The 12,799-nt window shown below is 27.3% G+C and carries 13 protein-coding genes; 5 read left to right on the plus strand and 8 right to left on the minus strand.

The genetic code is table 11. From position 1 onward, the window contains the following. Window positions 1-224: 224 nt before the first annotated feature. Window positions 225-2,144, plus strand: coding sequence for a YgiQ family radical SAM protein (locus OXH55_RS02670; protein ID WP_268047925.1), 1,920 nt, complete (start codon window positions 225-227; stop codon window positions 2,142-2,144). A gap of 8 nt (window positions 2,145-2,152) precedes the next feature. Here OXH55_RS02670 and OXH55_RS02675 read toward each other — a convergent pair whose 3' ends face one another. The 3 genes from OXH55_RS02675 to OXH55_RS02685 all read right to left on the minus strand — a co-directional run bounded on the left by OXH55_RS02675 (window position 2,153) and on the right by OXH55_RS02685 (window position 4,447). Further along, window positions 2,153-2,764: a hypothetical protein gene (locus tag OXH55_RS02675; RefSeq protein WP_268047926.1), complete on the minus strand. Its 612-nt coding sequence runs from the start codon at window positions 2,762-2,764 to the stop codon at window positions 2,153-2,155. Between the two features lie 103 nt (window positions 2,765-2,867). After that, complete coding sequence (locus tag OXH55_RS02680; protein ID WP_268047927.1) at window positions 2,868-3,758, minus strand: YegS/Rv2252/BmrU family lipid kinase; 891 nt, start codon at window positions 3,756-3,758, stop codon at window positions 2,868-2,870. A gap of 260 nt (window positions 3,759-4,018) precedes the next feature. Further along, window positions 4,019-4,447 (minus strand): CBS domain-containing protein, encoded by a 429-nt coding sequence (locus tag OXH55_RS02685; protein ID WP_268047928.1) that lies wholly within the window; start codon window positions 4,445-4,447, stop codon window positions 4,019-4,021. A gap of 158 nt (window positions 4,448-4,605) precedes the next feature. On the opposite strand from OXH55_RS02685, the gene pssA reads away from it, so the two are divergent. Continuing rightward, on the plus strand, window positions 4,606-5,127 hold the full coding sequence (gene pssA, locus OXH55_RS02690; protein WP_268047929.1) for a CDP-diacylglycerol--serine O-phosphatidyltransferase: 522 nt from the start codon (window positions 4,606-4,608) through the stop codon (window positions 5,125-5,127). 18 nt (window positions 5,128-5,145) lie between these two features. Here the strand turns inward: pssA and OXH55_RS02695 are convergent, their stop codons facing one another. The 4 genes from OXH55_RS02695 to OXH55_RS02710 all read right to left on the minus strand — a co-directional run bounded on the left by OXH55_RS02695 (window position 5,146) and on the right by OXH55_RS02710 (window position 9,339). Continuing rightward, on the minus strand, window positions 5,146-5,475 hold the full coding sequence (locus OXH55_RS02695) for a hypothetical protein (RefSeq protein WP_268047930.1): 330 nt from the start codon (window positions 5,473-5,475) through the stop codon (window positions 5,146-5,148). Window positions 5,476-5,528: 53 nt separating this feature from the next. Continuing rightward, a complete protein-coding gene (gene cax / locus OXH55_RS02700) occupies window positions 5,529-6,578 on the minus strand; it encodes a calcium/proton exchanger (RefSeq protein WP_268047931.1) in 1,050 nt (349 codons plus the stop codon). Between the two features lie 39 nt (window positions 6,579-6,617). Continuing rightward, a complete protein-coding gene (locus OXH55_RS02705; RefSeq protein WP_268047932.1) occupies window positions 6,618-7,439 on the minus strand; it encodes a hypothetical protein in 822 nt (273 codons plus the stop codon). Between the two features lie 241 nt (window positions 7,440-7,680). After that, window positions 7,681-9,339, minus strand: coding sequence for a nucleoside kinase (locus OXH55_RS02710; protein ID WP_268047933.1), 1,659 nt, complete (start codon window positions 9,337-9,339; stop codon window positions 7,681-7,683). Window positions 9,340-9,525: 186 nt separating this feature from the next. Between OXH55_RS02710 and OXH55_RS02715 the strand changes: the two genes are divergently transcribed. The 3 genes from OXH55_RS02715 to fba all read left to right on the plus strand — a co-directional run bounded on the left by OXH55_RS02715 (window position 9,526) and on the right by fba (window position 11,695). Then, complete coding sequence (locus OXH55_RS02715; protein WP_268047934.1) at window positions 9,526-10,197, plus strand: YetF domain-containing protein; 672 nt, start codon at window positions 9,526-9,528, stop codon at window positions 10,195-10,197. A 27-nt stretch (window positions 10,198-10,224) separates the two neighbouring features. Next, a complete protein-coding gene (locus tag OXH55_RS02720) occupies window positions 10,225-10,605 on the plus strand; it encodes a DUF4363 family protein (protein ID WP_268047935.1) in 381 nt (126 codons plus the stop codon). Between the two features lie 163 nt (window positions 10,606-10,768). Continuing rightward, the gene (fba, locus tag OXH55_RS02725) at window positions 10,769-11,695 is read left to right on the plus strand and encodes a class II fructose-1,6-bisphosphate aldolase (RefSeq protein ID WP_268047936.1); all 927 of its coding nucleotides are present in this window, start codon (window positions 10,769-10,771) and stop codon (window positions 11,693-11,695) included. A gap of 65 nt (window positions 11,696-11,760) precedes the next feature. Here fba and OXH55_RS02730 read toward each other — a convergent pair whose 3' ends face one another. Next, window positions 11,761-12,798: a nucleoid-associated protein gene (locus OXH55_RS02730; protein WP_268047937.1), complete on the minus strand. Its 1,038-nt coding sequence runs from the start codon at window positions 12,796-12,798 to the stop codon at window positions 11,761-11,763. Window position 12,799: the final 1 nt, after the last annotated feature.

The raw sequence follows: 12,799 nt of genomic DNA on the forward strand, positions 1-12,799 counted from the left end.
ATATGATTTTGCTATATAATATGAGAATATTACGAAGAAATATTCAGTTGACAATTAACGTTAACAGTGATGGAGGTTTTTCTTATAGAAAAACTTAAACTTAAACTATCACCTGGCCTCTGTCAACTTTTAACTAAGTAATGTCGCTTCTCACCATTATTCTATTGTTTATATTTTAAGCTCATTATGTTAATATTATTACTAGATTTGGAGGGATACTTTTTATGAAATTAAACACAAAATTTTTGCCTACAAGTAAGAAAGATTTAAAAGAAAGAAATATAGAACAATTAGATTTTATTATAATAACCGGTGACGCATATGTTGATCATCCTTCCTTTGGTACTGCAATAATAGGACGCACCTTAGAAAATGAAGGCTTTTCAGTTGGTATAATCTCCCAACCTAATTGGCATGATGTAGAGGCTTTTAGAATTCTAGGAAAACCTAAATACGGTTTTCTTATAAACTCTGGTAATATGGATTCAATGGTAAATCACTATACTGCTTCTAAAAAGAAACGAAGCACAGATTTGTTTTCACCAGGTGGTGAAACAGGCCATAGACCAGATAGAGCTATTATTGTATACTGCAACAAAGCCCGTGAAGCCTACAAAGGAGTCCCCTTAATAATAGGGGGAATTGAAGCTAGTCTTAGACGTTTTGTTCACTACGATTATTGGGATAATAAACTTAGACGAAGTATTTTAATAGACTCTAAAGCTGATTTATTAATTTATGGAATGGGCGAAAAAACCGTTACTCAAGTAGCTAATTTGTTAAAATATGGTATGGATATAAAAAATATAACCAATGTTACAGGAACAGTTTTTACAACAAAAGATTTAGATAATATAAATAACTATATAGAAGCTCCTTCTTTTGAAGAGTGTGTTGATAGTAAAAAAGCTTATGGTGAAAGCTTCAAATTAGAATACTTTGAACAAGATAGCATAAATGGACGCAATATTATTCAAAAACATGGTGATAGATATATAGTTCAAAATAAACCTCAAGAAACATTGTCAGAAGATGAAATGGATATTGTTTATAATCTACCATATACTAGAACATACCATCCTATATATGAACCAAAAGGCGGTATACCTGCTATTAGGGAAATCAAGTTTTCCATAACAAGCCAAAGAGGATGCTTTGGTGGATGTTCATTCTGTGCTCTTAATTTCCATCAAGGAAGAACTATTCAGCACAGAAGTCAAGAATCTATAATAGAAGAAGCTAAATTATTAACAACCTTAGATGATTTCAAAGGATATATTCACGATGTTGGTGGTCCTACTGCAAATTTCAGACATAGAGCCTGCGAAAGTCAAAAAGAAAGAGGAGTATGTAAAAATAAACAGTGTCTTTTCCCTAAACCTTGTAAGAATCTAAAGGTAAACCATAGAGAATATTTAAGTTTACTTAGAAAACTAAGAAAATTACCTAAAATTAAAAAAATCTTTATTCGTTCTGGTATACGTTTTGACTATCTTATAGAAGATAAGGATGATACTTTCTTTAGAGAATTATGCGAGCATCATATAAGTGGTCAATTAAAAGTTGCTCCTGAACACATAAACGATAAAGTACTTAGACAAATGGGAAAACCTAAAAATGAAGTATATGAAAAATTCCAAAAAAAATATTATGAAATAAATAAAAAACTAGATAAAAAACAGTTTTTAGTTCCTTATTTAATGTCAAGTCATCCAGGAAGTGATTTAAAAGTTGCAATTGATTTAGCTCTTTATATAAAAAATATGGGACATATTCCTGAACAAGTTCAAGATTTCTATCCTACTCCTGGAAGTCTTTCAACAACAATGTACTATACAGGTATAAATCCTATTACAGGAGAAAAAGTATATGTACCAAAAACCTTTGAAGAAAAATCAATGCAAAGAGCTCTTCTTCAATTTAATAAACCTGAAAACTATAACTTAGTAAAAAAAGCTCTTATAAAAGCTCATAGAGAAGATTTGATTGGTTCTGGAAAAAACTGTTTAATTCCATCATTTCCTTCTAAAGGAAAAGCTAAAAAAACTAAAAATAAAAATAGTAAACTTAACACACAAAATAAACCTAATACTAAAAATAAACCTGATACTAAAAATAAAAAAAGAACTAAAAAAATCAGATAGAAAATTTTCTATCTGATTTTTTTTAATTTACTTAGTACATAATTTAAAGTTAACATCCATAGTATATCACTTATAACTATATTCACAAATATCCATTTTCCTATAAAAAACAACATGGTTTCAATTATTAAAAAAATAGCAGAAAGTATAAATAAGATAATCCCTTTCTTATCTATATTTTTTTTATAAAATTTTACTCCTAAAATTACTAAAAACACATTAACGAGCATATAAGCTATATATACATATGATGCTTGTATAATTTCCATAAAATATCCATTGTATCTATCAACCTTTAAACTAACAGGATATTTATAGATAAAAAAGATATAAATACCCGCTAATACAGCACTAATAAAAAATATATAAGAAAAGTTAATTTTATCATTTCTTATTAATATATAAAGTGTAATGAATGCTGCTATAGGTATACATATAAAATTGAAAAAATACAGTGGTTTCAATAAATATAAATAGCTCATATTTTGTACTAAAAACATTAAAATCATTACTAAATATCTCAATGTCATTCCTATTAAAAGAATGGTACATAGAATTTTTATTTTAGTAGGTGACTGTTTATTATTTTTCTTAAAAACCTCATATATTACAATTAACATAAATAATAACAATAAAAAATAAATATACCCTTTCAAATTATCTTCTCCATTAAATTGTTGTTACTTATAATTATTGCATTATATATATAATTATTCTTACTTTTTAATTTTTGCGTTTAACTCCTAAAACTTTTAATCCTCCCTTTATACATTCTACTTTTAAAGGAAAATCCGGACCTCTTTCGCCATCAATATCTGTAACAATATTTTCATGGCATTCTATTTCAAGTTTATCAGTTTTAAAATAAATTAAACCCTTAAAATCTTCTAAATGCTCACTTCTTAACATTTTAACAAACAATGTTATTATATCCTTTATCATTCCAGCTTTTATTATAATTACATCTAATAAACCATCTGCAACATCAGCTTTATATGCAAATTTAAAATTTCCTGCTGTTTGACCATTAAATATAAACATTAAATACATATCACCATCAAAAACCATATTTGAAGAATCGACTTTTATTTTAAGCTTTCTAAAATTAGGTATTTGCTCAATTCCTTTAACATAGTAAGCAAGCTTTCCCATAGTATTTTTTAGGTTTACATCTGTTTTTTGGGATACATCAGTAAACAGTCCTGTGCTAGCTACATTTATGAAATACTTATCATTAATTTTTCCTAAATCTAAACTTTCAACATCACTTTGTAATATTTGTTCACAAGCTTCCTCTACATTTATAGGTATACCTATAAATTTAGCGAAATCATTTGCTGTTCCTACAGGAAGTATTGCAATAGGAAGATCAATATTCATTTCTTTCATTATGTTTACAACATTATCTGCAGTACCATCTCCTCCAGCTATAAGTATATATTTATAAGTTTCATCTATATCTCTAAAAGCATCACTAAGTTGATAATCTTTGCTTATTCTAAAAGGTACAACAAGATAGTCATATTTTTGATGTATCTTAATTACTGTATCAATATCATCTAATATAGTATTTTCTCCCGAAAATGGATTATATATAAACTTAACTTTATTCATGTTTTCCTCCTGCTTAGGCTAAACGTATTTTTAAAATTTAACATAATTTAGTTTATTATACCTCCAACTATATGTAATTGACAACTTAATATAGTACAAACTTTATACACTTAATTATTGCAAACAAAATTTATAAGTATTTTATAAATATTTATAATAAATTAAAATGAAGGACAGTAATTATATTTAGTATATCACTGTCCCTTTTTAATTAAACTATTTTATTTTTTTATATTTACATAGCTGATTTTTTCTTCTTTTTATAAAGTTGGACTGCATGGTTCTGAAATATCTGTTAGTGCTCCTTCTGCTTCATTTGAAAGATGTGGTTCAACTGCTAAATCTCCTAAAGATACAACACCAACCAACTTATTATTTTCTACTATAGGAAGTCTTCTAATTTGTCTTTCACTCATTATTCTTGCAGCATCATGAATATCCATATCTGGTGTACCTAAAACTGGATTTGAACTCATTACACTTCTAACCTTCTCAGTATTTACATTATGTCCTTCTGCTGCGGATCTAAGTGTAACATCTCTATCTGTTAATATTCCTATAACTTCTTCTCCATTACATACAGGTACAGAACCTATATCATATTCTTTCATAAGTTGAGCCGCACGTTCTACAGAATCATCAGGATTTATGCTTGCCACAGTTTTAGTCATTATATCTTTAATCTTCATACAAAACACCTCCTTAATTATTTTGTCCAAAATATATACTTTATATTTATTAATTTTTTAAAAATTTTATTTTTGCTCTTAATTATTTGTTTAAAATACGATATAATATTGTAGATAAGTATTTTTTTTATGGAATAATATTTAGGAGTGATATTTCAATGGCAAAAATAGCAAAAAATGCACTGCCAAATCTCTTTACTTTAGGTAATCTTGCATGTGGATTAATCTCATTGATAATGACATTTAAGGGCGATTACAGATTAGCTTGTATTTTTATATTATTAGCAGGTATTATGGATAGATATGATGGTCGTATTGCTAGATATTTAAATGTGTCCAGCGATCTTGGAAAAGAATTAGATTCATTAGCAGACCTTGTGTCTTTTGGAGTTGCACCGGCACTTTTAATCTTTAATTTATATAATTTTATGGATTTAGGGCTTACTGGTTATTTATTAGTTTTAATATTTCCTTTATGCGGTGCATATAGACTCGCTCGATATAATTGTACAAACTTTGACGGAGAGTTTATGGGTATTCCTATTACTGCTGCAGGAATGTTCATGGCATTATATGCTTTTTTAACTCTTAGTAACACATTGCATATTGTTAGAACAGGATTAATTATGATTTTATTATCTTATCTTATGATTAGTAAAGTAAAGATAAAAAAAGTGTGATATTTTATCACACTTTTTTTATTCTTTAAAAATCAAATCCTCATGTATTTCTGTAGCAATAGTATCTGTATTTATCTTTTCATTCATAATCTTTGATTTTAGATGACAATACTGTTCATAATTATGACTAACATCTTCTAATGCATCTATTACATCATCAATAATATCCCCTAGCTTTTCAGCTCTCTTTAATGCATCTTTAACCTCACTTTTCCTTGATAGCGCTATTTTATTTAAATCATCTGCACCGCCAATAAGCAATCTATATGAATTAACTAGTTTTCCAAGTAAATCTGCAAGATTATTAATGTCATTATAATAAGTTTCAATTACTTTTCTATGACCCAATTAATCACCCTAGTACTTGATATCATAATAAATATATTAAAAACAAATCATTTTCATACCAAATAATAGTATCCCATTGTAACCATTGTATATATAGCTATTAAAATTGCACCCTCTAACCAATATGTTTTTCCATCTTGAAATACAAAGAAGGACATCCCTATTGCTATTCCACTCATTATTATCTGAAAATTACTAAAAACAAAGGTCATTTCTACTCCCATAAAATACGAGAATATTACAAGAAGAGGTGTTGCAAAAAGTGCTATTTGTATACTTGACCCTATTGCAATCTCTAAACTCATATTCACTCTATTGTGTGCAGCACACATTATTGCAGAAACATTTTCTCCCATATTACCAAGTATAGGTATTAAAATTATGCCTATAAATTCTTGAGGTAAATTATAGGAATTCACCATTTCTCTGATATTAAAGATGAGCTTTTCACTAATTACAAAAAGTAAAACTGAATTTATTATTATTTCAATTATTAAAATATACTTATACAACTTATCATTTTTCTGTATATTGTCATCTTTTTTTTCACTTATAACAAAAAGATTTCTGTGAGTATATAAAGAAAATATAAGCCCTAATATATACACAGTAATAAGTACCACTGAAACCTTTATGCTTATTGAAGTCATAGTATTAATTTTAATATTACTGTATCCATTTAAAGAAGCCATTACTACCATAGCAGACATAGCTAAAAGAAGCATATTAAAATTGGTTCGTGCTATTATCTTGTTAAATATCTGTTCTTTAAATTTTATTCCTCCTATAAAAATAGATATTCCAAGTACTAAAAGCATATTACTTACTATTGATCCTATTAATGCTGATTTAACCATTGGTATCATCCCAAAGCTTATAGACCAAACTCCCATCATAAGTTCTGGAAAATTTCCTACTGTTGCAGCTAAAAGTCCCCCTCTTTTTTCGCCTATAAATTCAGAAATTTTTGAAGTAAGTTCTCCAAGTAAAACAGCTATAGGAACTACAGCTATAGAATATATTATTGTATTAACTAAACTAGAAGAAGTATTTATAAACATAAACACCACAGACATCATTACAAAAATATAAATTTTTTTCATAAAAACACCTATCCGTAATTTATAGTTATAGTCTCTCTGTCATCTTATGTTTTTGTAATGAAAGTTGTTACTATTTTCAATTTCTTTATATAATTCTGTAATTTGACTTTGTAAAGTCCCATATAAAAATTTTGATATATAATCTAAAGATTTTAATAACATAAGTTCAAAGGATTCGTTACTTAAATTATTACCTCTATCTCGTCCAACTATTGAAGCATAAAACATATTAACTTTTAAATTTTCTGACGAATTTTTAGGTGAATTTATTAATACTTCTGTTGGTATTATTGTTTCTTCTATGTTCTTCTCGTCATCTTCTTTTTTATTATCAATATTTTGGGGAAGTATAGGTAAATTAGTTTCACAGTATGGTTTAATCATTTGTTTTCTATATGCTTTAATGTTTATATCTATAATTTTTTTTAATGAAGTAGCTGAATATTTTTTATCTTTCAACATCTTTTCAAATTTAATAAATATATTTTGCATCTCTTCTTCTCTTGCTTCCGGTATAGATTGCTTTAATATTTGTTTAACTATATCTTGTATATTTTTATACTTATTCACTGCCCATTTATCTAACTTTTTACTAATTGCATTTATATATTCTTTTCTCTCTTTAATTTCTTTCTTAATCTTAACCTTTTTAGAACTTTTATTAGTTGTATTTAATTCATTTATTAGTTGTGAAATTTCAGATTTTAATTTATTTGATTCATTAGATATTATCTTTTGATTATACAACAGCCATTCAAGTATATCTCTTGGAGTTATTTCTAAAATATTATTCATGTTTATTTCTTTGAAAATAATATTTTTACTAAAATTTTTTAAAGATGTATAACTATTATTCTTCATAATTTTCCCCCTTTGCTACATAGCACAAAATTTGTTACCCAATTTTAAAAACACCTCACTATATTTTATTTAAAACTATATAAGATGTGATGATATCAATTTTCTTTGTTTATTCCTATAAATTAACAAAATAAAAAAGATGCTCTTACTTTTTTAAGTATAAGCATCTTTTAACTTATATTCTCCTTTGTCACTACTAAGCTATATTGAATATTTAATCAAGTAAACTTTATTTACTAACTTAGTATTTATAAAAAAAACTTCCTCCAACAAATTCTCTTAATATAGAATTATCTGGAACCAATTCTTTATCTACATCTTTAAAGAAATGTAAAAAGCTTTTTAATCTCATAGCTTCATAATAAACAGGACTATTCTGCTTAATTTTTCTCAGTTCAGGTTCTGCATACTTTTTCAATACACAAAGTTCATAAACCAAATTAGAGTTAAACATTACATCTGCTTCCTCTTGAAAGACAAATATATTATTTTCTTCTCCTCGCTTTATAGATGGCCACATTTTTAAAGTATCTTCTGCTCCGTATCCTCTTGATAAATAATCTCTTACTATTCTTCTTATTCTTCTTACATCAGTTGTAGATATTCTATTGTGGTTGTCCAAGTTTAATTGGGTTAAAGCACTAATATATATTTTAAATTTGTTTTCCCTAGGTATAGAAGCTGTAAGCATCTCATTTAATCCGTGAATTCCTTCTATTAAAAGTATTCCATTGTGTGGAAGTTTTAAAGGTTTTTCATGCCATTTTCGAGTACCAGTTAAAAAGTCATAACGTGGAATAATAACTTCTTCTCCATTTAAAAGCTGACATAAATTTTTATTAAAAAGAGGTAAATCCAAGGCATAAATGGACTCAAAATTATACTCTCCGTTTTCATCTTTTGGAGTATACTCTCTATCTACAAAATAGTCGTCAAGTGAAATCAGAATAGGAACTAAACCATTTACTCTTAACTGTATTCCAAGTCTTTTAGTAAAAGTAGTTTTACCTGAAGAAGATGGTCCAGCAATTAATACAATTTTAGTGTTAGGTCTTTTATAAATCATATCTGCTGTATATGCTATTTTCTTTTCGTGTAATGCTTCAGCTATTCTTATCATGGTAGTTATTTCACCGCTCATAACTATATCATTTAACGAACCAACATCTGCAACCCCAAGAATTTCCCCCCATTGTTCTGTTTCATAAAATATCTTAGCTAATTTCTTGTGATCTATAAATTGGGGTAATTCTCTAGGATTATTTGATATAGGAGCTTTAAGAATAAAACCTGGTTCATAATACATTAAATCAAAAAGCTTTAAAACTCCTGTTGAATACGCCATTGATCCATAAAAATAGTCGTATCTTCCATCTAACTCATAAAGTTTTAAATTATTAGAACTAACATGTTTTAATAACCTTATTTTATCTTCCATTCCATATTTTTTGAAAATTTTTACTGCCTTTTCCTTTGTAACAGATATTTTATTAATTTTAATATCTTTATCTATTATTTCTTGCATTTTATTCTTTATTTCTATTATCTCACTACTATTAAGAGGAGTTTCCTTGTGTATTTCTCCAAAAATCCCTTTACTTATAGAATGCTCAATAGTTATTGTAGCACTAGGATATAAATCATAAACAGCTTTTATCAATACAAATTGAAGGGTTCTTACATATGCTAATCTTGCAATTTTATTTGTAATATCTATTCCTTCAAAATAGCCATCTTCTTCTATAGTATTATTGAGTTCACGTAGTCTTCCATTTACTCTTCCTAGTATGCAGGGAACGTCATTTTGCAAGTTATTATCTACTACTATCTGATGTAAAGTTGTTCCTTTATCTACTACAATTTTCTTTCCATTTTTTAAACTTAAGTTAATATTTCCCATAATGTTCCTCCTACTGCATAAAATTAGTTTATATCTGTTATAGATTTTCGAAAAAACTTTAGTCATATTATCATTATACTTTATATATACAGAAAAGTGTGTTATTGCCACTTATATTTTTAGAATTTTCGAAAAAAATAAGTATTTGAAAGATAGTTTTCTCTACTAAACGCTAGGAGTGATTTTATGTTTATTGTAATGATCAGAACTGCAATTCTTTACATATTAGTTGTATTAACAATGCGTCTGATGGGTAAACGTCAAATAGGAGAACTTGAACCCTTTGAACTTGCCATAGCTATTATGATATCAGATTTAGCATCACTTCCTATGCAAGACTTAGGAATTCCTCTTTTATATGGAATTATACCCATAATAACGTTACTTATTCTTCAAACTTTGATAACAATACTAGAATTAAAAAGTCAATTTTTTAGAAAAATGGTAAGTGGTAAACCTAGTGTAATTATTGCTCATGGGAAAATAGATATAAAAGAACTTCGTAATCAGCGTTTAACCTACAATGATTTGGTTGAGGAATTACGTCTTAAAGGCTTTTATAATATACAAGACATAGCTTTCGCTGTTCTTGAGACAAGTGGTGAATTATCAATTATCCCCAAAACTGACATAACTTCTGTAACAAAAAAAGATTTAAACATCGCTTCTAAACAAGATCAGCTTCCTATAACTTTAATTTTAGACGGTAAAATAGACTCCAATAACTTAAAAACTATAAATAAAGATATAAATTGGTTAAACTCTCAATTAATTTCTAATAATATTGATAATCCAAATAAAGTTTTTATAGCAATTTTAGATTCTCAAAATAAGTTCTTTTTTCAATTAAAAGATTAAAATATTAAATATAAGGAGTATAAATAAATGAAAAATGTAATAGCTTCCTTTATTATTTTTTTAATTTTAATCATATGTATCCTTTTTTCAATAAATTATCTTGAAAAAACGTGCAGTCATTATAAAAATATAACTTCTTCTTTAGAAAATACTATAAAAGATGGTTCTTGGGAGGAATCATATGAAATTTCCATTAAATTATTGAAGAATTGGGAAAAAGACTCTAAAGTAATTTCTATTTTTATTGATCATGAGTACATAGATGATATGCATGTTGAACTATTAAAACTAACTCAATATGTAAAATATAAAAATAAAAGTGATTCTCTTGCCTCACTACACAGTATAAAATTTTTAATAGATGATATTATTGACTTTGAAAAAACAACTATACAAAATATTTTATAATTTGGAAAAATTACCTTTTATTTTTTCAAAAATTTATTTATAATTATAACGTAGTGTACTATGGTAAATCTAATAATATTGGGTTATAATAATGGTAGGTGAATTTTGTCCCATATGGACAATAATTGTCCCTATAATATATCATTTGGAAGGTGGAATTTATATGGCATTAATAACAACTAAAGAAATGTTTAAAAAAGCTTACGAAGGAAAATATGCTATCGGAGCTTTCAATATCAACAACATGGAAATAATACAAGGTGTTGTAAACGCAGCTAAAGAAAAAAAATCTCCTGTTATTCTTCAAGTTTCAAAAGGAGCTTTAAACTATGCTGGTCCTAAATACTTAAAAGCTATGGTTGATGCTGCAATAGCTGATACTGGAATAGATGTTGCTTTACACTTAGACCACGGTCCAGATTTAGAAACAGTTAAATTATGTATAGAAAACGGATTTACTTCTGTTATGTTTGATGGTTCTCACTACGAATACGAAGAAAACGTAGCTAAAACTAAAGAAGTTGTTGAATACGCTCACGCTCACGGAGTAACTGTAGAAGCTGAACTTGGAATACTTGCTGGTGTTGAAGATGAAGTAAGCAGTGATGTTCATGTTTACACTGATCCAGACCAAGCTGTTGACTTTGTTAACAGAACTGGTGTTGATTCATTAGCTATAGCTATCGGAACAAGCCATGGTGCTTTTAAATTCGAAGGAGAAGCTAAATTAAGATTTGATATCTTAGAAGAAATCCAAGGAAAATTACCTGGATTCCCAATAGTTCTTCACGGTGCTTCAGCTGTTAACCCTGAATTAGTTGCAACTTGTAATGAATTTGGAGGACAAATTCCTTCAAAAGCTAAAGGTGTTCCAGCTGATATGTTAAGAAAAGCATCTTCAATGGCTGTATGTAAAATAAATATGGATACTGACTTAAGACTTGCTATGACTGCAGGAGTAAGAAAAGTATTTGGTGAAAAACCAGCTGAATTCGATCCAAGAAAATACTGTGGAGCTGGAAGAGAAACTATACAAAGAATAGTAGAAGATAAAATAGACAATGTTCTAGGTTCTGCAAACACTCTATAATACATAAATTTATAGATACTAAAGGAGTATTGAAAAATCAATACTCCTTTTATTTATACTTAATTTTATTTTTCTATATAATTTGAAACATGTTTTATAGTCATATTTATAGTTCCATCACCATTTCTAATAATTTCAAATCTACTATTATCACCATAAGCTTCTTCGTTTATATATAAATCAATATCCTTATCTATTTTCAATCTTATTCTCTTAAACTTCTTTTCAATCCATTCCTTATCTATAGCAACATTTTCTACTCCACCCTGTTCTTTAATAAATTCGACAAAATTTTGCTTAGTTTCAGTTTTGCCTTCAAAAAGTTCTTCTGCTACATCTTTTACATCAACTTTTTCTTCTTCTCTTAGTTTTTTCTTAATTGCACTTCTAACTACCTCTTGTGCCTCTGCATTTTCTTTAAGATTAGTTCTTGTCCATTTCTCTGCTGCCTGCACAAAACTTTTTGTCATATCTCTTTCATTATCAATTACACTACATCCAAGATAATTGGTTATAAAATAATTTGATCCATATTCTTCACTATTTTTATTTTTAGTTTGTTTATCTATAACCATAAGATCAAAATTATTTTCTTCTTTTATAGGCTTTATAAATGCACACTTTTGTAATCTCTGCCCACTTGCTGGAAGTCCAGTATATTGAGGTATGATATTTATACCAATTTTATTATCTACAAAATCTACAGTATGAACATAATTCTTTATATAATCCATTTTTAAAATTCCAAGCAAAGGACCATATTCCGTAGATATAGATATTATCAGTAAATCGCAAGAAGATATATTTCCTTTAGATCTCATAAGCAAAAACATCTGACTTGCAAGTTCTTTGGATACTTCAAGCAAATCGCTTTCACCATATAAAAATTCCTGTGAAATATCTTTAATTATATTTCTCTCCTTGTTAAAAACTGCGTATTTTAATTCTTCATCCTTAAAGCATTTTTGTATATGTTTATTTAAAAATGTATATATTTCTTCATTTAAATCTAATCTATATTCATTTAAAATTGCTTCTTCTGAATTATTATCTAAAATATGAACTATTGCTTCATTAATTGTAATTTCATTTATATATTCCATT

Source organism: Clostridium ganghwense (genome assembly GCF_026735165.1).
GTDB classification, from domain to species: domain Bacteria; phylum Bacillota; class Clostridia; order Clostridiales; family Clostridiaceae; genus Clostridium_H; species Clostridium_H ganghwense.